This window comes from Halomonas sp. WWR20 (assembly GCF_054602495.1).
The window spans coordinates 169,970-191,977 of sequence record NZ_JBTRHR010000002.1 but is presented as its reverse complement, the minus strand read 5'-3'; the positions used below and the strand labels follow the sequence as shown (position 1 = coordinate 191,977).

Annotated in this window: 21 protein-coding genes; 13 read left to right on the top strand and 8 right to left on the bottom strand. The window is 63.9% G+C overall.

Translation table 11 applies throughout. From position 1 onward, the window contains the following. Positions 1-40 precede the first annotated feature (40 nt). Positions 41-256: a hypervirulence associated TUDOR domain-containing protein gene (locus ACW4DH_RS04205; protein ID WP_459635110.1), complete on the top strand. Its 216-nt coding sequence runs from the start codon at positions 41-43 to the stop codon at positions 254-256. 22 nt (positions 257-278) lie between these two features. On the opposite strand, the gene ACW4DH_RS04200 is transcribed toward ACW4DH_RS04205, so the two are convergent. Next, complete coding sequence (locus tag ACW4DH_RS04200; RefSeq protein WP_459635109.1) at positions 279-440, bottom strand: DUF542 domain-containing protein; 162 nt, start codon at positions 438-440, stop codon at positions 279-281. A gap of 185 nt (positions 441-625) precedes the next feature. On the opposite strand from ACW4DH_RS04200, the gene norR reads away from it, so the two are divergent. The 4 genes from norR to ACW4DH_RS04180 all read left to right on the top strand — a co-directional run bounded on the left by norR (position 626) and on the right by ACW4DH_RS04180 (position 4,464). After that, on the top strand, positions 626-2,146 hold the full coding sequence (gene norR, locus ACW4DH_RS04195; protein ID WP_459635108.1) for a nitric oxide reductase transcriptional regulator NorR: 1,521 nt from the start codon (positions 626-628) through the stop codon (positions 2,144-2,146). Positions 2,147-2,325: 179 nt separating this feature from the next. Then, complete coding sequence (gene ytfE / locus ACW4DH_RS04190; RefSeq protein ID WP_459635107.1) at positions 2,326-2,982, top strand: iron-sulfur cluster repair protein YtfE; 657 nt, start codon at positions 2,326-2,328, stop codon at positions 2,980-2,982. A 119-nt stretch (positions 2,983-3,101) separates the two neighbouring features. Continuing rightward, positions 3,102-4,223, top strand: a complete 1,122-nt coding sequence (locus ACW4DH_RS04185; protein WP_459635106.1) for a methyl-accepting chemotaxis protein — start codon at positions 3,102-3,104, stop codon at positions 4,221-4,223. Then, positions 4,204-4,464: a hypothetical protein gene (locus tag ACW4DH_RS04180; RefSeq protein WP_459635105.1), complete on the top strand. Its 261-nt coding sequence runs from the start codon at positions 4,204-4,206 to the stop codon at positions 4,462-4,464. The genes ACW4DH_RS04185 and ACW4DH_RS04180 overlap by 20 nt, the downstream gene beginning before the upstream one ends. Positions 4,465-4,596: 132 nt before the next feature. Here ACW4DH_RS04180 and ACW4DH_RS04175 read toward each other — a convergent pair whose 3' ends face one another. Continuing rightward, positions 4,597-5,991 carry an aminotransferase-like domain-containing protein gene (locus ACW4DH_RS04175; RefSeq protein WP_459635104.1) on the bottom strand — a complete coding sequence of 465 codons (1,395 nt, stop codon included), beginning with the start codon at positions 5,989-5,991 and terminating at the stop codon, positions 4,597-4,599. 97 nt (positions 5,992-6,088) lie between these two features. Between ACW4DH_RS04175 and ACW4DH_RS04170 the strand changes: the two genes are divergently transcribed. The 4 genes from ACW4DH_RS04170 to ACW4DH_RS04155 all read left to right on the top strand — a co-directional run bounded on the left by ACW4DH_RS04170 (position 6,089) and on the right by ACW4DH_RS04155 (position 10,480). Continuing rightward, the gene (locus ACW4DH_RS04170; protein ID WP_459635103.1) at positions 6,089-6,691 is read left to right on the top strand and encodes a LysE family translocator; all 603 of its coding nucleotides are present in this window, start codon (positions 6,089-6,091) and stop codon (positions 6,689-6,691) included. Positions 6,692-6,725: 34 nt separating this feature from the next. Next, positions 6,726-7,418, top strand: a complete 693-nt coding sequence (locus tag ACW4DH_RS04165) for an aspartate/glutamate racemase family protein (protein ID WP_459635102.1) — start codon at positions 6,726-6,728, stop codon at positions 7,416-7,418. A 340-nt stretch (positions 7,419-7,758) separates the two neighbouring features. Next, positions 7,759-7,971: a hypothetical protein gene (locus tag ACW4DH_RS04160; protein WP_459635101.1), complete on the top strand. Its 213-nt coding sequence runs from the start codon at positions 7,759-7,761 to the stop codon at positions 7,969-7,971. A 271-nt stretch (positions 7,972-8,242) separates the two neighbouring features. Beyond that, a complete protein-coding gene (locus ACW4DH_RS04155; RefSeq protein WP_459635100.1) occupies positions 8,243-10,480 on the top strand; it encodes a glycerophosphodiester phosphodiesterase family protein in 2,238 nt (745 codons plus the stop codon). 117 nt (positions 10,481-10,597) lie between these two features. On the opposite strand, the gene ACW4DH_RS04150 is transcribed toward ACW4DH_RS04155, so the two are convergent. The 5 genes from ACW4DH_RS04150 to ACW4DH_RS04130 all read right to left on the bottom strand — a co-directional run bounded on the left by ACW4DH_RS04150 (position 10,598) and on the right by ACW4DH_RS04130 (position 17,042). Continuing rightward, complete coding sequence (locus tag ACW4DH_RS04150; protein WP_459635099.1) at positions 10,598-12,184, bottom strand: alkaline phosphatase D family protein; 1,587 nt, start codon at positions 12,182-12,184, stop codon at positions 10,598-10,600. A gap of 211 nt (positions 12,185-12,395) precedes the next feature. Next, entirely contained in the window at positions 12,396-13,949 is a 1,554-nt protein-coding gene (locus ACW4DH_RS04145) for an alpha/beta fold hydrolase (RefSeq protein ID WP_459635098.1), read from the bottom strand. Between the two features lie 89 nt (positions 13,950-14,038). Next, complete coding sequence (locus ACW4DH_RS04140; RefSeq protein WP_459635097.1) at positions 14,039-15,163, bottom strand: type III polyketide synthase; 1,125 nt, start codon at positions 15,161-15,163, stop codon at positions 14,039-14,041. Beyond that, the gene (locus ACW4DH_RS04135) at positions 15,163-16,317 is read right to left on the bottom strand and encodes an NAD(P)/FAD-dependent oxidoreductase (RefSeq protein WP_459635096.1); all 1,155 of its coding nucleotides are present in this window, start codon (positions 16,315-16,317) and stop codon (positions 15,163-15,165) included. The genes ACW4DH_RS04140 and ACW4DH_RS04135 overlap by 1 nt, the downstream gene beginning before the upstream one ends. Beyond that, positions 16,314-17,042, bottom strand: a complete 729-nt coding sequence (locus ACW4DH_RS04130; RefSeq protein ID WP_459635095.1) for a methyltransferase domain-containing protein — start codon at positions 17,040-17,042, stop codon at positions 16,314-16,316. Before ACW4DH_RS04130 ends, ACW4DH_RS04135 begins: the two co-directional genes overlap by 4 nt. 242 nt (positions 17,043-17,284) lie before the next feature. On the opposite strand from ACW4DH_RS04130, the gene ACW4DH_RS04125 reads away from it, so the two are divergent. Next, positions 17,285-18,076 (top strand): sulfite exporter TauE/SafE family protein, encoded by a 792-nt coding sequence (locus ACW4DH_RS04125; protein ID WP_459635094.1) that lies wholly within the window; start codon positions 17,285-17,287, stop codon positions 18,074-18,076. Positions 18,077-18,101: 25 nt separating this feature from the next. Here ACW4DH_RS04125 and ACW4DH_RS04120 read toward each other — a convergent pair whose 3' ends face one another. Then, the gene (locus ACW4DH_RS04120) at positions 18,102-18,656 is read right to left on the bottom strand and encodes a hypothetical protein (RefSeq protein WP_459635093.1); all 555 of its coding nucleotides are present in this window, start codon (positions 18,654-18,656) and stop codon (positions 18,102-18,104) included. A gap of 171 nt (positions 18,657-18,827) precedes the next feature. Here ACW4DH_RS04120 and ACW4DH_RS04115 point away from each other — a divergent pair, with 171 nt between their 5' ends. From ACW4DH_RS04115 to ACW4DH_RS04105, 3 genes are all read left to right on the top strand, one after another. Next, a complete protein-coding gene (locus ACW4DH_RS04115; RefSeq protein WP_459635092.1) occupies positions 18,828-20,039 on the top strand; it encodes a zinc-dependent alcohol dehydrogenase in 1,212 nt (403 codons plus the stop codon). Between the two features lie 305 nt (positions 20,040-20,344). Continuing rightward, positions 20,345-20,692, top strand: coding sequence for a DUF6455 family protein (locus tag ACW4DH_RS04110; RefSeq protein WP_459635091.1), 348 nt, complete (start codon positions 20,345-20,347; stop codon positions 20,690-20,692). 182 nt (positions 20,693-20,874) lie between these two features. Further along, on the top strand, positions 20,875-22,005 hold the full coding sequence (locus ACW4DH_RS04105) for a phospholipase D-like domain-containing protein (RefSeq protein ID WP_459635090.1): 1,131 nt from the start codon (positions 20,875-20,877) through the stop codon (positions 22,003-22,005). Positions 22,006-22,008 lie beyond the last annotated feature (3 nt).

The following is a 22,008-nucleotide window of genomic DNA, read 5'->3' as shown; positions in this document are numbered from 1 at the left end:
TGGGCGACCGGGGGGCTCGGCGATCGATCGGGAGGTACACATGGCCAAGCGTTTCAAGATAGGGGATCACGTCACCTGGAATTCCGAGGCTGGGCGCGTCAGTGGCCGGATCATCGAGATCCATACCCAGGACACCGAATACAAGGGGCATAGGCGCCGAGCCAGCGAGGATGAGCCACAGTACGCCATCAAGAGCGACAAGACGGACCACGTGGCCATGCACAAGGACTCGGCGTTGACAAAGATCGACGAGTAACGGTGCCTCGCGGGCAAGATCATCACTGCGTTCGCCCATGTTCGGGCCTATTCGGCTTGGCGAGCGAATCGCGCACGGGGGTGTAACCCCCAAAGCAGAAGTCGATTCCATCATCATGGAACACCCGGGTGGCGCCGGGCTGCCGGCGAGCCAGTTGGCCGACGGGACAGTCGAGAAGGGTCATGGCGCTCTCCTTTTTATCAAGCGTGTGCCCTTCCGTTGCATCCGGTATGCCCACTTTAAGTGCCTGATTGCTTTTGGTTACTCTTGATCGGGGTCAGCTCTACCCGGTTCGGAGGCGGTAATAATGACCGGATGCCGGTGACTTTTACCCCAACCGTTTCCGCTTCGCCCCGCCAGGAGCCCGTCATGCTCGAAGATATCGTGCTGGCCGATCTCACCGCCGAACTGCCCAACGCAGTGCGCCTGCAGCGCCTAGCCAGAACGCTATGTGAATACTTTCGCTGCGGCGCGGTAGGGCTGCTGCGCCTTGACGGCGATGCGCTGTGCCCGGTGGCGGTCGATGGGCTGGCGCGTGAGGCGCTGGGGCGGCGCTTCGTGGTGGCCCAGCATCCACGCCTGGCAGCGATCCTTGCTCAACGCGAGACGGTGGCCTTCCCGCCGGACTCGACCCTGCCCGACCCCTACGACGGCCTGGTCGACAACCAGATAGGCGAACCCTTGGCGGTGCATGACTGCATGGGCATCAGCCTGTATGTCGAGGGCAGCCTGTGGGGGGCATTGACCCTGGATGCGCTGACCCCAGGCACCTTCGACGAGCGCGCTCAGGGCGACTTGCAGCGTTTCACCCTGTTGGTCGAGGCTGCCGTGCGCATGACCCGCCTGGAGCAGGACGTGCGTCGCCTGCATCTGTCGCGAAGCGACACTGGCAAGGGCGTTGGCGAGCGTCAGGAGGGTGGGATCATTGGGCAGAGTTCGACCATTCGTCAGTTGCTGGACGAGCTCGAGGTGGTGGGGGATTCAGAGTTGTCCGTGCTGCTCATGGGGGAGACCGGGGTGGGCAAGGAACTGTTCGCACACCATCTACACCAGTGTTCACGGCGCCGGCGGCGTCCGATGATTCAGGTCAATTGCGCGGCATTACCGGAATCGCTGGCCGAAAGCGAGCTGTTCGGCCACGTGAAGGGCGCCTTCTCGGGAGCAGGCAATGCCCGCGCCGGGCGCTTCGAGGCGGCAGACGGCGGGACGCTATTCCTCGACGAGGTCGGCGAACTGCCGCTGGCCATCCAGGCCAAGTTATTGCGTACCCTGCAAAATGGCGAGATCCAGCGCCTGGGGGAGGACGAACCGCGCCATGTCGATGTGCGCGTGATCGCCGCCACCAACCGCAACCTGCACGACAGTGTGCGCGCCGGTCACTTTCGCGCCGACCTCTACCACCGCCTCTCGGTCTATCCGGTACCGATCCCGCCGCTGCGTGAGCGGGGCAGCGACGTGCTGGTGCTGGCCGGACATTTCCTTGAGCTCAACCGGACCCGCCTGGGGTTACGCAGCCTGCGCCTGTCGCCGGCCGCCGAGGACGCGCTGAGTGGCTACGACTGGCCGGGTAATGTGCGCGAGCTCGAGCACGTCATCAGCCGCGCGGCAATCAAGGCGCTCAGCCGGGGCGCGCGGCGTGAGGATATCGTCACTCTCGAACCTGGGCTGCTCGACCTGCCGTCGGTCGCTATCGCCGCGCCGAGTGTGACGGTGGCATCGTCCCGGGACGCCCCGGTGGACGCGCTGCACGACAGCGTGGCGCGTAGTCAGCGGCAAGCCATACACCACGCCCTCGAACGCGTCGACGGGAACTGGTCGGCGGCGGCGCGCCTGCTCAAGGTCGACTCCAGCAATCTGCACAAGCTGGCGCGCCGGCTGGGAATCAAGTAGCCGGCCGGCATCCGTTGAACATGGTTATTTCCACCTTTAGGGGTATTTTTTACCCTGATTTCGTGGGGTGTTTTCTACCATAAAACGGCCAAGGCCACTGATGACGGGGTTCGGAAACTGGCACGCTGTTTGCTAAATCTAAATAGAAGTGTCTCTCATCTCGAAGAGGAATGACTGCCATGAACCTGATCGAACAGCCCGTCGGCCGCACCGCCTTGACCTTACCCGGCGCCACACGGGTGTTCCACGACCACAATATCGACTTCTGCTGCAGTGGACGCATCAGTCTGCGCGAGGCTGCCGAACGCGCCAATCTGGCACTCGAGACGCTCGTGGCGGAGCTCGAGGCGCTGCCGCAGGGCATGCGCAACGAGCACGACTGGGCATCGGCCAGCAACGCCGAATTGATCGACCATATCCTGTCCCGCTACCACGACGTCCACCGCCAGCAGCTGCCAGAGCTGGTGCGCATGGCGCAGCGCGTCGAGCAGGTCCATGGCGGGCGCGAGGGCTGCCCCAGCGGGCTGGCGGAGCACCTCGTGGGGATGCATCAGGAACTGGAGAGTCACATGCAGAAAGAGGAACAGATTCTCTTCCCCATGCTGCGTCAGGGCATGGGCGCCCAGGCCCAGGGCCCTATCGCGATAATGCGCCACGAGCACGACGATCATGGCGAGAACCTGGCGCAGATGATGGCGCTGACCGACGACATCACCCCGCCCAAGGGGGCCTGCACCACCTGGCGTGCCCTTTATGCCGGGCTACGCGAGTTCCGCGAAGATATCATGCAGCACATCCACTTGGAGAACAACGTACTCTTCGACCGTGTGGGCTAGACCACGATAACAACAACCGGCGGGCCGCCCCGGCCTGTCGCGGACGCCGCCCGTCTTCCTCCGGTGCTTCCCCGGTGCGGTCGGCGTCGAGCCCTTCCACCCGAACGACTGGAGCTCCCATGCGCCTCTGGAATCGCAAGGCCATCGCCTCATCCCCCAATCCGTCCCAGGAGGCCGTTGCCTCTCTCGCTGAACGCGACCGACTGCAGGCACGAATCGCCCAACTAGAGAACGAGCAGGGCGTGCATCGCCACCTGTTCACCAATCTCACCGGTTTCGGCGACTCCGTGGTCGCCCTGCGCGAATCCTTTACCGAGCTCTCCGAGCTGCTGGTGAACAACCGCAACGTCACCGATTTCACTTCCAGCGAGTCCCTGCGCAGCCAGGACGCCCTCAACGCCATGGTGGCGGAGCTTCGCGCCCTCAACCAGTGCATCGGCCAGGCCGCCGAACAGGTCACCTCGCTGCGTGGTGATGCCGGCCGCATCGGCAACTTCGTGGGTGTCATCGAGGAGATCTCACTGCAGACCACGCTACTCGCCTTCAATGCGAGCATCGAGGCGGCACGGGCCGGCGACGCCGGGCGCGGCTTCGCCGTGGTGGCTACCGAGGTGCGCGAGTTGGCCTCCCGCACCACGAACGCCACCCACGAGATCGGCGGGCTCAATGGCAGTATTCTCAGCCAGGCCGACCAGGTGGATGGCGTGATGGAGGACAATGCGCGCAAGGCTGAGCGGCTGAGCACCGAGGCGAGCCAGGTGATGAGGCGCACCGAACAGCTGCTGGCCCTGACCGGCGAGAGCAGCCAGGCACTCTCCTTCTCCGCCATGCTCAGCGAGGTGGAACTCGCCAACCTGGAGGAGCTGGAGATCAAGCTCGAGGTCTACCGTATCTTCATGGGCCTGTCGGAGACCCGGGCCGAGGAGCTCCCCGATGAGACCCAGTGCGCCCTGGGCCGCTGGTACTACAACGGCGCCGGTAGTCAACAGTTCTACAGCGACGAGGATTTCCGTGCGCTGGAGGTGCCGCATATCGAGGTGCACCGTCAGGCCATCGAGGCGGTGCGTTGCTATGAAGAAGGACACATCGACGAGGCCATGAGCGCCCTGGCGAAGATGGAATCCGCCAATCTGGACGTGATGAAGCGACTGCGCTACATCATGCGCAAGTATCGGCCGGCCAGTCCGCGCACGTTCGAGCAGCCGGCCGGCAGCCTCGCCCATGACCCGCTACCCGCATGAACGCGATCCTGTCGGCCAATACCCTGTCCTTGGTCTACCTGCCAGGAGTCCCTGCCATGAAATCTGCGAATCCGTACTGTCGTTCCCTGCCGTCGAGTCACTTCGCTGGCCGGATGAGGATGAACGCCTCACGTTCGGGACGGTAGAGGGGGCCGGGGAACTCCCTTGTGCCTGTCATCTCACGGATGTCGGCATGCAGGCATTGCTGGCCGAAGAGTTCTACTCCTTGGTTTCGAAGTAATGCGGCGGCTCGTCAGCTAATGATCGTTACCGGTCCCGCTCTTGCTCTGGGCAATGCTCTATCGTCCTGCTCTGCTCCCGCCTTAGCATCGGCCTGGGACTCGCTCGGGAGCCGCTTTTTTTCGGACAGACCCTACAGCGTATTCCAAGGCGAAGGCGGTGGGGTTTCGAGAACCTCGACGACAATGCTCAAGGCTTGTTTCAGTGCTTCGCGTGAGGCGGCGGCGCTCAGGCACAGGCGCAGCGCCTGCGGCGCGGGCGTGCTGCCCACGCAGAAGGGTTCGGCACTGGTGACGCGCACGCCGCGCTGTTCCAAGGCATCCAGTATCACGGCGCTGCGCAGTCCGGCAGGCAGTGGTAGCCATAGATTGGCGCCATGTGGCCGGCTGTGAAGTTCATATCCCGCCAGCATCTCGCGAGCCAGACGCTGGCGCTCGTCGAGTTCGTCGATCTGCCAGGCGAGCAAACGGTCCGCATCATCGCTGGCGATCCAGCGGCATACCGCCTCGACCATCAGCGGCGGCACCATCCAGCTCTGGGCGCGTATCGCGGCACCGAGGCGATTAAGCAACGGTGGCGGTACGCGCAGCGTGCCGATGCGCAGGCCTCCGGCCAGCACCTTGGCCGTGCTGAAGGTGAACAGCGTGCGTTCCGGTGCCAGTTGATACAGCGGCGTGCCACGCTCGGCTGACGGCAGGTATTGCACCCCATCCTCGAGAATCCAGAAGTCGTGGCGCCGCGCCAACGCTGCCAGCTGCTCGCGTCGTGCCTCAGCAAGGCTCGCACCGGTGGGGTTGTTCTGATCGGGCGTCACGTAGACCAAGCGTGGCGGCTGCTGGGCGCAGAGGCGCTCCAGGGCGCCCATGTCCATGCCGTCGGCGTCCAGCGGCACGCCCAGTAGCTTGAGATGGGCCTGCTGGGCGGCACCGATGAGGCCGGGATAGGTGAGAGCGTCGGCGGCGATGCGTTCGCCGGGGCGGGTCAAGGCGGACAGCGCTAGGCTGATGCCGTGCTGCCCACCTTGGGTAACGAGCAGCAGTTCGGGGTCGACATGCATATCCAGGCGTGCCATCCACGCCGCCAACTGTTCGCGATGGGCCAGAACGCCCCGCTCGGACTGGTATTCCACCGCGCGATGCAGGATCTCGCTGTCCTCGGCAATGTCTCGCAGGGCTCGCCCCAGCGCCGCGGCCCGCAGCGGATGAGGTGAAGGCAGGCTCAGACTCAGGTCGATGATCCCATCCTGGAGCTGGGGCGAGGCCAGAAAGTCGGCTCCCTTGGAGGAGCCGACATCGCGTACGTAGGTACCACTGCCGACACGCGCCTCGACCCAGCCCTGACGTTCGGCCTCGGCATAGGCCCGGGTCACGGTTCCCACCGTGACCTTTAACCGGTCCGCCAGGCGGCGCTGCGGTGGAAGCTGCTGGCCGGGTTTAAGTTCGCCTTCGACGATCGCCGTGGTGATGGCCTCGGCAATGGCCCGATAGCGTGGCCCTTCGTCTGCGAGGTGTGGTGCCCAAATTGTCATGGTGACAATAAAACCTTTGACGCTGATTTTATCCTCATTATGCTCGAGTCATGGCGCAATGATAATCCTTTAACCGGATATTGTATGGGTACAATGTATGGAGATTCTGGCTTTCCTCGGCCCGGCGGCGCTGTACATGATTTCGATGACTATCACGCCCGGCCCCAACAACCTCATGCTCACCGCCTCCGGCGCCAATTACGGTTTTCGACGCACGCTGCCGCATATCTTCGGCATTCTGGTCGGCTGCTTCGTGCTGTTCTCTGCCGTCGCCCTGGGCCTGGGGCTGATCTTCGAGCGTTATCCGCTGGTGCAGACGCTACTGCGCCTGGTGGGCAGCGCCTATCTGCTCTATCTGGCATGGCGGATCGCCACGGCGCCGCCGCCGGATCTGCGCCAGCGTGGCGAGGGGCGTCCGTTGAGCTTCTGGCAGGCGGCGGCGTTCCAGTTCGCCAATCCCAAGGCCTGGATCATGGGACTGGCGCTGATCGCCGGTTTTCTGCCCGACAATGGCAATCCGGTGCTTAACGCGATGCTGCTGGCCGGCTTCGCCGAGCTGATCGCGCTGCCATGCATTTCGATGTGGGCCGGCTTCGGCACCGTCATCGGCCGCTGGCTCGACAGCCCGCGCGCCTGGCGTGTGTTCAACGTCACGATGGGAGGACTGACGGCGGCCTGCGTAGTGTTCATTCTGGGCTAGGCGTGCCGGCCCTGGTGCGTAAAAAAGAGGTGATATGAAAACGATCGGCATGATAGGTGGAATGAGCTGGGAAAGTTCTCAGATGTATTATCGCATCATCAATCAGCAGGCACGTGAGCGCCTGGGCGGAGTGCACTCCGCGCGCAGCCTGATGCTATCGGTGGATTTCGGACATATCGAACGGCTGCAGCATGCCGGACGCTGGGACGAGCTGGCCAAGGAGATGGCCGCAGCCGCCCGTCAACTGGAGAGTGGCGGGGCGGATTTCGTGATCCTCTGCACCAACACCATGCACTGTCTGGCCGATGCCATCACCCGGGCGGTGGACATTCCCTTGCTGCATATCGCCGATCCTACTGCCGCGCAGATCAAGACCATGGGGTTGTCACGGGTCGGCCTGTTGGGCACGGCCTTTACCATGGAAGGCGAATTCTACAAGGGGCGTCTGGAGCAGAGACACGGCCTCGAGGTTATCGTCCCGGCGCCGGACGACCGTCAACGGGTTCACGATATCATCTACCGGGAGCTGGTGGCGGGGCAGATACGCCCCGAGTCACGTGAGATCTATCGGCAGGTCATCGCCCGGCTGGTGACGCAGGGCGCGCAGGCAGTCATTCTCGGCTGTACAGAAATCATGATGTTGGTGACGGCAAAGGACAGCGCGGTGCCGCTGTTCGATACCACGACACTGCACGCCACCGCCGCCTTGGAGCATGCATTGGCGTAGGTGCCATGCTGACGCCACGCCCCGGCGACCAGCAGACACCCTTGCATCTGCGACGGCTGTCAATGGATCGCGCCTGTCGATCGATTCGCGCTGCGTTCATCAAAGCTACATCCCATCTCGCTATCCTGCTCCCGTAGCGTTCGCCGACATGGGTACCCGGTGAGACGCATGGCAATGTTGATTACCGTGGGGGAAAGACGATGAGTGACGACTATGGCGACGTCTGCGCAGACAAATGGACGCGGGCCTTCAACGGTGATGGCCGATGCATGACCTGCGGCAGTCCGGTTAAGCATGCCGTCCGTGACGCCGAGGCAGGCAGGGATGAGGAGCAAGAACCATGACGATGCTACTGCTCGCCATCATCTGGGCGCACCTCGGCTTTGTCGTCACCCTGGGTATCGCGTCAAGACGCCGCGTCGTGGGCCGCAGTCGGGGATGGCGCCGCCTGCTCGGGGTGCTTGCGGCGGGGCCTCTCATCTGGCTGCTGACTCTTGGCACGCTACTGCGCTCGAAGCCTTGCCGAATGAGGGGCATCAGCTTTCAGAGTTGATGCGATGGCGTAATCCTCCGACGATATTGAGGCGTGCAGGCAAGCACACCGGCAGCGGTGGGGAAAACGGTTTCGGCGCAAGAACACCATGGCCTGTCGCGCCATATTTACATGGCACAACAATGTATTACGAGGGAATACCGTACCGGCATCAGACTGTCATTAGCGCTGCCTAACGTCGGAGTGGGCAATATTTTCCATTGCCATCGCGGGCTGGGCCATGCCGCGTCAAGGCCGCTTGATCCCACTCTCCCGACTAGGAACATATGCCATGCGCCTTCTTATTCAAGACGACAGTTTCATCCAGGACGACAGCCTCACCCAAGACGATATCTCCTTCGACAGCTCTGATTTCAATCTGGTGGCCCATCGCGGTGCCAGCGGTTACCGACCCGAGCATACCCTCGAGGCCTACCGAGTCGCCATCGAGCAGGGGGCGGATACCCTCGAGCCCGACCTGGTCCCCACCCGTGATGGCGTGCTGGTCGCGCGTCATGAAAACCTGCTCAACGGCACCACCGATGTCGCGCAGCACCCCGAGTTCGCCGATCGCTATACCACCAAGACGATCGACGGCAATGAACTCTCCGGCTGGTTTACCGAGGATTTCACGCTGGCCGAGCTCAAGACGCTGAATGCCCGCGAACGCATCCCCGAGGATCGCCCGGGCAACACCGCGTACAACGACCAGTTCGAGATTCCCACCCTGGAAGAAGTGATCGCGCTGGTGAAAGCGGTCGAGGCCGAGACCGGCCGGCAGATCGCCATCATCCCTGAACTCAAGCATCCCACCTATTTCGCCGAAGAGGGCGTGCTGCTCGACGGCTCTGCGATCGATATCGATACCAGCCAGCGCCTGATCGATACGCTGATGGCGAATGATTTCGTCGACCCGCAGCGGGTATCGGTCCAGTCGTTCGAGATCGAGAACCTGCTGCGGCTGCAAAACGACATCATGCCCGAGGTTGGCATCGACCTGCCGCTGGTGCAGTTGATCAGTGCCGGCGGAACGCCCTGGGACGTGGCCTATAACTTCAACGCGGATAACCCCGGCGCCAACCCGGAGGCTTATGCGGAGCTGGATCTCGCAATCGCCGAAGACACGATCTACAGCGATCTGTGGACCGAGCAAGGCGCCCAGGCACTGTCCGCCTACGCCGATATCTTCGGGCCGTCCAAGGATGCCATCCTGCCCAAGCGTGATCTTGGCGTGCCGGTGGACGGTAACGGAAACGGCATCGCGCAGATCGACCAGATCCTCACCGGTGAGGTCTCCGCGCTGGTGGAAAACGCCCACGCAGCCGGCATCCAGGTGGTGCCCTATACCGTACGCACCGATGAGAGTTTCCTGTCGCTGCACGCCGATGGCACGGTACGTACGCCGGTCGAGGAATACGTGCAACTGATCGAGACCGGCATCGACGGCATGTTCACCGACTTCCCGCAGGATGCCCGTCAGGTGATCGACCAGCTCGATACGCGGCCCGCTCACCACGGCTGGGAGCCGGTTGTCCTCGAGGCGGCGCGCCTGCTGAGCGAGTCGGCCTGGTTCCGGAAAGTCGATGCCTTCCTCACGGGCATGGATTCCGACGGCAGCGGTACGAATGGCCTGAACCTGGAGGCCTTGAAGCCCTTGCAACGCGGCCTGGAGGCGTTCAAGGAAGCCCTGCACGACCAGGAGAGCGCCACTGGCGACGCCGGCATCATCGTCCATGATCGCAACGATATCGACCAGCGCGACATTCTGGTGCGCGATGCCGAGGCGTTGAATGCCCGGCAGGGCACGTCCGGGCTCGATGTGGCGCTCTACGCGGGAGGCGAGACACTGATACTGCCGTACAACGTGGAAAATGTGCGCTTGCGCGGCACCGACGATACCGAACTGTTCGCCAATGGGCTCGATAATGTCATTCAGGGCAATGCCGGCGACAACCTCATCCACGCCGGTTATGGGCAGGACAGGATCGACGCGGGCACCGGCAACGATGTGCTGCATGTGCCGGGGGCCCGCGAGGATTACACCCTGGCGCTGGATGCGGGCGGCCGGGCCATCCTGACCGGTGTGCTGGGAAACTCGCTCACGCTGACCAACGTGCAGAGCGTCGCGTTCAGCGATGGCGAGTTTGCGCTGTTCGCCACCGACCAGGCGGATATCTCCGGGCTTTACCGTGCTTTTCTGGGCCGGGCGCCCCAGCAGGAGGAGCGGGCGGCATGGAGCGAGGCCAGCGCGCAGGGCGCCTCGGTTGACGATATTGCTCAGCAGCTGGCCGGCAGTGCCGAGTTCCAGGCGCGCGATGACCGGCTCGAGGACAGTGAATTCATCGAATCGCTGTATCTCAACGTACTGGGTGAGCCCATCGACGAGGCGGAAGCGGCTGACTGGCAGGCGCAGTTGGATGACGGCACGCTTGAGCGGGCCGATCTGGCCCGGGAATTCGTGACCAGCGAGACGTATCAGCTGAACCATGCGCGGATCGATCCGGGCCACGAATGGTGGGCGATGGGCTAGGCCATTAGTGGGATAGGCCGGTACTGACGAGAGAGCATCCCGATACAGGCGCCCCGTCATGTGCGGGGCGCTTGGTTCTCCAGGATCATTGTCTCTTTGCGCTGGCGCTCGTCAGTATCACGAGGTGGCGGACGGCGAGGAGCGCTCGGGCGTGAGCTGCTGGGTGAACAGCGCCTGTCCGTCGATATCCTTGAGCGTGACCGTCAGCACTTCCGATTCGCTGTCCAGATCGACCTGACCAAAGAACTGATAGCCGGCGGCGGGCGACAGGTTGGCCTGGCCTTCGGGGGGCGCCTTCTGAAACACCACCTCGGGCCCGAAGGTATCATCGAGTGCACCGGGGCCGAAGGTGCCGGCATTGAGCGGGCCACTGACGAATTCCCAGAATGGCAGGAAGTCCTGAAACTGGGCCCGGTCCGGTGAATAGTGGTGCGCCGCGGTGTAATGCACGTCGGCGGTCAGCCACACCACGTTGCGAATGTCGCGATCGCGTAGCTCGCGCAACAGGTTGGCGATTTCCAGCTCGCGGCCCAGCGCGGGGCCGTTTCCGTTGGCCACCGCCTCGAAGTGCTGGGGCTCGCTTTTGCCGTCCGGTACCAGCAGGCCGATCGGCATATCGGCGGCGATGACCTTCCAGGTGGCAGTGCTGTCGATCAGGCTGCGCTTGAGCCACTCGAGCTGCGCCGCACCGAGAAAGGCGGTCTCGCTCGATGGCTCGCGCTGGCGGTTGGCGGTGTTGGGCCCCCGGTAGCGGCGCATGTCGAGCATGAAGATGTCGAGCGAAGGGCCGTAGGGAACGCGCCGGTAGATGCGTTCGGGATCGGCAGGATCGCGACGGATCGGCATGTATTCCATGAATGCCTGGCGGCCGCGGGCGGCGAGCAGGTTGGCGCTCTTGACCGTATAGCGGTCATCGTCGAGCAGCTCGCCGGGGTACCAGTTGTTGGTGGTTTCGTGATCGTCCCACTGCACCAGCCAGGGTACCTCGGCGTTCAGGGCCCGAAAATTGTTATCGAGCAGGTTGTAGGCGTGCTGGCCACGGTACTCCTGCAGGGTTTCGGCGACCTTGCGCTTGGCCGGCGTGACGATGTTGTGCCAGTTAGAACCGTCCGGCAGGGTGACGTTTTCCTCGAGCGGCCCATCGGCGTAGACGGTGTCGCCGCTGTGCAGGAAGAAGTCGGGCTGCACGCGGCGCATCGTGTCGTAGATGCGCATGCCGCCACGGGATTCGTCGATACCCCAGCCCTGCCCGACATTGTCGCCGGACCACACGAAGCGCACGTCACGCCGGGTCTGCGGCGGCAGTTGTAGTTGTCCGCTCAACGGTTCGCTGAAAATGCCCGGTTCCTCGAGGGATTCGAAGCGGACCCGATAGTGCAGCGGGCCGTCGCCCTGAAGGCGGTGGCGAATGTCGAGCTTGCCGGTGAAATCGCTGGCCTCCAACACGTCGGGGCCTGCCAGGGTGCGCGACGACTTGAAGTCGGGCCGTTCGGCGATCTCGACCCACATGCGCGCGGGGCGGTCGGCGCGGCTCCAGATGATCGCGCCGTCGGGGCGCATGTCGCCGCTCATGATGCCTTGTGCGGTGACGGGCCGGCGGGAATCGGCAATCACGATCGCCGGCGCTCCCCATAGCGTACCGGTCGTCAGGGCGGCACCGGTCAGCGCGGAGTTGCGTAGAAAATGGCGGCGGGTCATGCGCATGGTGGGCATCCTTGCAGTGGCTATCGATGCCCAGAAAGTAACGCCCCTGTATGACACTGCGCTGACAGCCCCATGACCCCCCGATGAGATGACTGCCATCCTCGTGGCCGGCCCGAAGCGTCACCGCTTGCACAAGGCACCCGCGCCGCTTGCGTAAGGCACCCGCGTAATATGGGGCCCGAATGAATCGCCACGGCCGACGGCCCCGGCTCTACTCCAGCGTCCACGGCTCCAGCGGCACCTCGTTTTTGCAGCTGTCGTCGACCGGGGCCCCGGGGTCGTCGAGAAAGGCGCGAATCATCGTCGAGCGGCATTCGGTGACCGGGCTATGGCCCTTGGCTTGATATTCGACGTACTGCAGGTTGGGCATGGTCCGCTGAAGCCGCTCGCTCCAGCGCGTCCCGCAGCAGGGGTCCATCTGGCCATGAATCGCCAGGGCCGGCGTGGAGGACTCGACCGGGTCGCTGTGCTGCGGCGGTACGTCCCCGTCGCTGCCCCACCAGGCACATAACCAGGGCGGCTCGAAGCCGAGGATGGCGGGCTCGCGCTGGACCGCGGCGATTGAATCCTCGGGACGAGGGCGGTTGGTGCCCATGTCGTTGCAGACGTGCGAGAGAAAATAGCCCAGCGCATAGTGGGGCGCTTCCGGCGCCGAAGTGTACTGGTCGATCAGAAAGAAGTCGGCGAGGGACGCGTAGTCGCCTTCCTGTATCCGGGAGATGAGGCTCGGCAGCGCCGCGTAATCCTGCGGCAGCATCAGGTAGAGGGTGTCGAGAAAGGCCGCGCCATCGAAGTAGAGCGTCTTTTCGCTGCCGTCGACCGCTTCGACGCGGGCGGTGAAGGGACGCTCGTCGAGCGTACGGCGCGCCCGGTCGATGGCCAGGAACCAGGCCGGCAGTTGTTCGCGACACGCTTCATCCTGGGCGACGCAGAGCGCCAGTACGTCGGTGAAGGTCTGCTTGGCGGTATAGAACTCATCCACGGGCGGGCGGTTGCGCAGGCTGGTGAACCAGGGCCAGCCGAGAATCGCGGCGCGTACGCTGTCGGGGTAGTAACGCAGATAGGAGAGCACCGTGCCGCTACCGGTGGAGGAGCCAAAGGCGTCGATAGTGTCGTAATCGAGCAGCCTGCGGATCTCGTCGACATCCCGCGAGACGGCGTACTCGTTGTACTGGGGCACCGCGATGCCTTCTTCCTCGAGCTTGGTATAGCAGTCCGCCACGACGCCGGTGATGCGCTTCAGGCGTTGCATCGGGTCCAGCGAGGAGGTGAGGGCCGGCGTATGGATGATGTTGTGGTAGGGGGACACCTCGGCATATTCGGGGCATTCCAGCGCCGGTTTGGCGTGGATGAAGCCGCGATGATCCATCACCACCAGCGTGCGGTTGCCGATGTCCTTGCGCAGTTGGTCGATGTAGTCGCGATTGCCGATGACCGAGTAGCCGGGCCCGCCGGGAAAGAAGACTACCGGCGTGTCCGTGCTGCCCTCCTGCTGCGGTGCGATCACCGCCACCGGCAGTTCGATGACGGTGCCGTTCGGCGCATCCCAGTCCTCCTGACCGTAGAAGGTGTAGCACTGCGCCTCCAGCGCGGTCAGCGCCTGTGTCGCGCATTCCGATCTCTCCAGGCGTGGCACGTCCTGCGATGTTGGGGGCTGGCTCTGGGCCTGGGCCGGCGACTGCCAGAGAATCGTGAAGAACAGGAGGGTCGCGAGCGTCATCCAGCCGACGCACGAAGGAAGCGGAAAACGTCGAATGCGTTGCATGCCGATCATCCCTGTTGTTGTTGAAGGCCCGCCCGGAAGCGTTTATTTCACCCTAGCAACCCAGGCGGATGCCGCAAGGCTCGTGCCATTCATACTAGAAGTGCAGCCTCCATCGACAGCCCCGGACCGAAGCCGAGCATCACGCAGGGGCCATGGGCGGCGCGGCGGCGCAGGCGCTCGAGGACGAACAGCACGGTCGGGGAGGACATATTGCCATGCTCGGCGAGTACCGCGCGGGAGTCGCGGTCGGCATCCTCCGGCAGCTCGAGCGCCTGCGTCACGGCACGGATGATTTCCGGGCCGCCGGGATGAATGGCCCAGTGCGCGACGTCGCGCAAGGTCATGCCGTGACCCGCCAGCCACGGCTCGAGCCATTCGCGCAGCGCGCCGCGAATCAATCTGGGCACCTCGCTGGACAGGGTCATCTCGAAGCCGTGATTGCCGATCTTCCAGGTCATCGCATCAGTGGAGGACGGGGCTAACCGGCTGGCCGTGTCGAGCAGTCGCCAGCCGCTATCGGCCCGTTCGCCCTGGCCGAGCACCACTGCGCCGGCGCCATCGGCAAACAGCGAGTTGGCAACGATCTTTTCCAGGTCCCAGCCGTAGCGGAAGTGCAGCGTACAAAGCTCGACGCAGCACAGCAGAATGCGGGCCCGAGAATCCTGTTGGGCCAGGGCGCTGGCGGTACGCAGGCCGTTGAGTGCGCCGTGACAGCCCATGAACCCGAGATTGAGCCGGCCCACGTCCACCGAAAGCCCGAGACGCTGGATCAGCTCGCTGTCGAGCCCCGGCGCGACCATGCCGGTGCACGACACCGTGACCACATGGGTGATCGTCGCCGGTTCGGTCGCAGCCTCGGCGAGCGCCGCACGGCATGCCGTTGCCGCCAGCGGGCCGGCGTCTTTTGCGTAACGCTGCAGGCGGTCCGCGGTCGGCGGCCCGTAATCGTCCGCCGAAGCCGCCGGCGGGAAGAACGCCTCGAAGCCGGCAATGCCCTCATTGTCCGCAGGGCCGGCATCATCGGCATCGCCGCGACATAGCAGCACACTGGAACGCCGTTGCACGCCGCTGTAACGGTAGATGCGTCGCAGCGCCTTGCGTTGGCGCTCGTTCGCGCAGCAACGCGTCTCAGCGATCTCGGCGGCGGCAGTCTGATCGAGTGTCCCGGCGGGAGTCGCCACGCCAAGACCTTGCAGTATTGCATTCGCGGCCATCAGGTATCCTCCGCGGGAGTCAGCTTGTAATCGCGATTGAGCCACGCCGTCAGCGGCGCGACCGCCCCCGGCAGGGTGTCGATCACCGGCAGCAGCGTCTCGAGCAGCCGGGGATGGCGCAACATGCTCGACAGGCCCCGGCAGCCAAGCTGTCGGGTGCGGATCAGTTCGGTATGGCAGGCGGTCCACCGCTCCACCAGATCGTCGTGCCACGCGTTCACTGCCTCGAGCGCCAACGGCTCGATGGCCGCCGCGCTGGCCAATGCCCAGCCCATGCCCTCACCGGTGAAGGGTTCCACATAACCGGCGGCGTCACCCAACACCAGCACACGCGCTGCGCCCAGCCGGTGGCGGCGTCGCGTCAGTTTGGGAGTGCCGTGCCAGCTGGCTTCCTGCAGTGCCGCGGGCGTGGCAAAGCCGGCGGAGCGCAGCGTCGCGGCGACTGCCGACGCCGGGCCGCCGTGCTGCTTGACCCAGCGCGGATCGAGGGCTGCGCCGATATTGAGCTGGGCGTCCTCCACCCGCACCAGCCCGACGTAGCCGTACGGGCCGCAGGCCATATGGATGATGCCTGTCGCGTAGGGCTCGGGCGCATCGATCAGCGTGGTGCCCAGACCGATGTGCGAGTCGTTGTCGACCTCCAGCGTATCGGGTTCATCCTCGCGCAGCAGGCGACTGCCGAGCCCGTCGCAGCCGAGCACCAGGCGGGCAGTGACGGTCAGCGTTTCATCGCCGTGGCGCAGCGTGAGCGTACGGCCATCCGGCTGCGTGGCACCGAGCAGCGCCTGGGTCGCGGGCAGGAAGCTCGCTCCCTCGGAAGTGGCGCACTCCACCAGGCGGGCATCGAGATAACGCCGACTCAGCGCGCGCCCCTCGGGCAGCGGTACGCGAGCCTGCTGTCGGCCGCTGGCGAGGTGCATCATCGTGTAGGCGGGGCCGGCATGGATCGCCTCGGCGAGCCCTGCATCGCTCAGCGCTTGCAGGGAGGCGGCGTTGAGGCAGCCGCCGCAGGCCTTGTCGCGGGGCCACGCCGATTTCTCTACCAGCAACACGCTCAGGCCAAGCCGGGCCAGCCGATAGGCCGAGACACTGCCGGCCACACCGGCACCGACGACCACGACATCCCAGTCACGGGGCAACGTGGCGGCATTCATGCGCCGCCGCCCTGAGCGCCTGGATGCGACCAGCGCAGCAGGAAACGGCTCGGCCAATGCGTCTTGAGGTGGATTTTGCCCAGCCCGGCGCGCATGGTCAGGGTGCGAACTTCGGGCAAGGTCAATGCCGCGCGCACCGAGCGTATGGCATCGGTGTGGACCATCGGCGAGGCGGACAGCAGCCGGGAGCCCACGTAGGCGAGCCCATAGCCGCTGTGGTTGCGGATCAGATCGCTGATCACCAGGTGACGGGCATGCCGGGAGAGCATGTTGAGGAGCGTCACGATCTGCGCATCATCAAGATGATGCAGGAACAGGGTGGAGGTGACGATATCGTAGCGGGTCGGCAGCGCCGCGTTGAGCGCATCCAGGCGGAAGAAGCGCACCGGCACCTCGGCCTGCTGAGCCTGGCGGGCGGCATAATCCAGTGCCGTCTGACTGATATCGCAAGCCTCGACGCGCAGCGCAATACCTTCGCGCTGCGCGCGACGGGCCAGTGCGATCGCCACGTCGCCCCCTCCGGTGGCGATATCCAGCAGCGTGAGTTCGCGCTCGGGGTGGGCACGGGCAATTCGCACGATTTCGGGCCACAACACGGCGGCGGTGCGGCTCATGGTGTTGATACGTTGCAGGCCGCGCAGCGCATCGATATGGGCGTGGGCCTCCACGCCAGGTTCGTCCATCAGCTCGCCTTCGAGCTGGCGTCGGGTCAGCGACGTGAGCATGTCCGTATGTCCGTCGTCAGGAAAAGGTGAACTCCATTCCCTTTTACTGTCGTCAGCCTTTGGCCCGCGGTCAAGGGGGGCGCGCGGTGTGAGGAGCCGAGTTGAAAATCCGGCTTCGTTCGGGCGGCCAATCATGCGATGCTAATTATTGATAATGTTGATGTTGTTTCGTGGGGGCCGGCGCGAGTGTCGGTTGCCGAGTGCGCTTATCGTTGCCGCCTCGCGGCTGTTACGGAGTGGCCATGCTCTTTGTGCTCTATTTGATACTGGGAATTTTTGCCGGTGTGCTGGCCGGGCTGTTCGGGGTCGGTGGTGGGCTGATCATCGTGCCGGTGCTGGTGTACAGCTTCACCGCGCAGGGCATGGCGCCCGAAGTGCTGACGCATCTCGCCGTGGGCACGTCGCTGGCGACCATCGTGTTCACGTCGCTCAATGCCATCCAGGCCCACCATAAAAAGCGTGCGGTGCTGTGGCCGCTGGTGGGGTGGATGACGCTGGGCATCCTGGTCGGCAGTGCGCTGGGGGCGGTCACCGCGTCCTACATCGCCGGGCCGCACCTGCAGACGATCATCGGTATCTTCGCCATCGTCATGGCATTGCAGCTGACCTTCAGCTGGCGTCCCAAGGGCAGCCAGGACGATTATCGTCCGCCCGGCAAGGCGTGGCTGGGTTCGGGCGGCGCGGTGATCGGCTGGGCATCGTCGATCTTCGGCATCGGCGGCGGTTCGCTCACGGTGCCCTTCCTGCTGTGGCGCAACCTGCCGATGCAGCAGGCGGTGGGGACATCGTCGGCATGCGGCCTGCCGATCGCCATCGTCGGGGCGCTGTCGTTCATGTGGGTGGGTTGGGGCGAGGCGGAACTGCCCGACCGGAGCGCAGGCTATGTTTACCTGCCTGCATTGGTCGGTATCGCGCTGACCAGCATGTTCGCGGCACGCTTCGGCGTCCGTCTCGCCCATCGGCTGCCCGCCCGCGTGCTGAAGCGGCTGTTTGCCCTGTTGCTGTTGTGCGTGGGCATCAGCTTTTTGGTGTAAGGCGCCATGCATCGCGGGCGGGGTTTCAGGCCTGCAGCATGCGCCGCTTCAATTCGTTGGCGTTGCGCCCCATGCGGGTATTGATCTCCTTGAGCTCTATCCGCATGCGGCCGTGGGTGACGATGGCGAGTTCGAACTGTTCGAGTGCCTCGTGCAGCAAGGTGCCGGGCACCTTGGGCGTCAGTCGGTAGTACAGTACGCGATACCGGCCCTGTTCCAGCTGGCTGCGTGAGGCATAGAGTTCCTCGCCCGGCGTGTAAAGCTGCCAGCCGCCGCGTTCCACCGGATCGCCGATGCCTGACGGCAGCACGGTGATGGCCTGCATCTCGAAATGATGGCGCGGATGCGGCTCCTGCGTGTCGAGCCGCTCGCGTAGCGTGCGGTATTGTTGCGCCAGCGCCAGGGCTTCCTCGGCCAATTCTCCCTGCGCCTGCTCGAACGTCACCGTGGTCACGGCCTCGGCATTCTCGAAAACGCCTTCGATATGATGTTCCACCGGCACCCAGAGTGCGCCGCCTTCGATCATCGGCTTGGCCGGGACGCGGCCTGCGTAGGTGCGGGTCATCCGTGTCGCCGTCATGTGTCTCTCCTGACTGTGAGCTACATAGTGTCGCATGGATAAACGCGCATCGCGTAGGCTGGCATGTAAAGCTTGCCCGCGCTGTGCTTGCCCCGCCAATTCTATCTACGCTCTGCATAGGTTCAGGTACTACACGCTCTAAACCTCAGCCAAACCTCACAGGAGAACATGATGAAAGCTGTCGTTTTCCATGGAATCGGAGACATTCGGGTCGATGACGTTCCCGAACCGCAGATACAGGAACCCACCGACGCGATTGTTCGTCTGACCACGTCTGCACTGTGCGGCACCGACCTGCACTTCATCCGCGGGACTTTCTCGGACATGAAGGAAGGCACCATTCTCGGCCACGAGGGGGTGGGGATCGTTGAGTCGGTGGGCGACGACGTGCGCAATCTCGTGCCGGGCGATCGGGTGGTGATTCCCTCGACCATCGCCTGCGGCACGTGCGCCTACTGTCGTGCGGGGTATTATGCCCAGTGCGACGTGGCCAACCCCAACGGCAAGCTGGCGGGCACATCGTTCTTCGGTGGCCCGGCCGCGACCGGCCCATTCGATGGCCTGCAGGCGGAAAAGGCGCGGATTCCATTCGCCAATACCGGGCTGGTCAAGTTGCCGTCGGAGATCAGCGACGATCAGGCGATCGTCATGTCGGACATCCTGCCGACCGGCTATTTCGGTGCCGACATTGCCGATATCGAGGATGGCAAGAGTGTGGCGGTGTTCGGCTGTGGACCGGTAGGATTGTGCGCCATCGTCAGTGCCAAGCTGCTCGGCGCCGGGCGGGTATTCGCTATCGACTCCAAGGATGATCGGTTGGACAAGGCCCGCGAGCTGGGCGCCGAGTGCATCAACTTCGACCGCGAGGACCCGGTGGAGACGCTCATCCGGCTCACTGGTGGCATCGGTCCGGATCGCGCCATCGATGCGGTGGGGATCGACGCCCAGCATGCGCATGACGAGCATGCCGAGGACAAGAGCGACGTCCAGACCCAGGAGCAGGAGTCGCGCACCATCGCGCCGCAAACCAATCCCTCCGGCGACAACTGGCACCCGGGCGATGCGCCGAGCCAGGCACTGCAGTGGGCCGTCCAGAGCCTGGCCAAGGCCGGCACGCTGTCGATCATCGGCGTCTACCCGCCGCCGATGCGCGCCTTCCCCATCGGCATGGCGATGAACAAGAACCTGACGCTGAAGATGGGCAACTGCAACCATCGCAAGTACATTCCCGAGCTCATCGAGCTGACTCTGGCCGGCAAGGTCGATCCGGCCAAGATCCTCAGCCAGGCCAAGCCGATTTCCGACGTGATCGAAGCCTTCGAGGCCTTCGATCGTCGCGAGGCCGGCTGGATCAAGGTCGAGTTGCTGCCCCAGGCCGGCTGAGGCCGAAAGGGCAGAGCGCTGACAACATTGTCGTGAATGGGGCGTTTCCGTACGGGCGGAAGCGCCCCGCTTGTATGACGATGCCCACACTGACGGCGCAAAGCTTGATAAGGGTCAAGGCCCGCTACCCATCCAGGAACAATACTCGAGGAGACATCCAACCCGAGAAGTCCGAGAGGTAAGGTATGGCTCACTTGCATTCCCCGTCGCATTCCTCAGCGCCTCCTGTTTCTGGCCGGCTCTCGTGGTGGGAGCGTCTGGGCGAATGGTGTTTCGAGGCTTCGGCCCCACGGGTCGTCCAGTCCATGACCTTTGAATGCGGCGATGCCTACCGAAAGATCGTCGGCAATCTCGCCATGCCGCTGGCGCCCGCCATCGAGCGGGAAGTCGCGAGAACGCTGAATCGGGACGTCGCGCACAGCCTTATCCCGGCCAGGACGCTGTTGCCTGTGATGATGCAGCGCCTCGGGATCTCTGTCTCGAGTGGCCCGCTGGGGAAGGAGACACTCCAGGCAGTGGAAAGAACCTGCAATCGCTGCCCCCAGGTCGGGCGCTGCTGGCTCGCCATGCGTCACCACACCCCTACCGAGGCGTGCCGGGGATTTTGTCCCAATGCCGAGGCGCTAGAGCGCGTGGCGACCATGATGGACTAGCCTGACCTGAGCAGTCTCCAGACCGGCATTACGATGCCGGTTTTTTTATGATCACTGCCGTTAAATGCCATGATAGCCTGAATGATACCGGCGTTTGGCGGGCATCGTTGGCAAGTCTGCTTTAGTCTGGAAGACTCAAGCGGATACAGAACGTGCCTCATCGAAGAGAGAAGGGAGCAAGGATGCCTAACCCATGGAAAGCCGATAACCACTTCACGCTGTTGCCGGAGGGCAAGCGTTACTGGCCGGCGATATTCGAGGCGATCGATGCGGCACGTGAGTCGGTGCTTGTCGAACAGTACCTGGTGGCATCCGGCCGACTCGCCGACCGTGTAATCGAGGCGCTGACACGTGCATCGCAGCGCGGCGTAGAGGTTTATATGCTGCTGGACGCCTATGGCACCCAGGGACTGAAAGATCAGGACCGTGAACGCCTGACGCAGGCTGGCGTAACGCTGCGGTTTTTCAATCCGCTCTCTGCCGGACGCCTGAACGCCAATCTGGCCCGCGACCATCGCAAGCAGGTGACCGTGGATGGACGCATGACGTTCATCGGTGGCTTCTGCATGATCGATGAATTCATCGATGAATGGCACGACGTGGCGATATGCGTCGAAGGGCCAGTCGTCGCCGACTGGAGCCGGCTATTCGCGCAACTGTGGCAGGCTTCGCTGACGCGTGGCGAAGAGGGCGAAAAGACGCCGTCGATCATCCCTCCGGTACCTGACGGCGAGGCGCTGCCGGTACACGAGGCCGGCATGAATGGACGGGTCATCTCCGGCCGTGGACAACGCTACCAGGCAATTCGCAATTCGCTGTTGCAACGTATCGCTGCGTCACGCCAGCGGATGTGGATTTGCACGCCGTATTTTCTGCCGTCGGTCAGCCTGCGTTACCGTTTGACACAGGCGGCGCGGCGGGGAGTGGACGTGCGCTTGCTGGTGGCGGGCAAGAAACACGACCATCCCAGCGTCCGCTATACCGGGCAACATTACTACGGTCGTTTGCTGCGGGCAGGGGTGCGCATTTATGAATACCAGCCTCAGTTCACCCACGCCAAGTTCTGTCTGGCCGATGATTGGTGCACGCTGGGGTCGTGCAACTTCGATCACTGGAGCCTGCGCTGGAACATGGAAGCCAACCAGGAAGTGGATGACCCCCGATTCGCCCAGGCGATAGTGACGCTGTTCGAAAGGCAGTTTGCCGAGAGTAAGGAAATATTACGCGGGCAATGGGCAAGGCGTCCCTATTCTCAACGTGTGCGTGAGCGGTTGCTGGGTACGATTAACACTGGGTTTTCTCGGTTGCGGTAACTT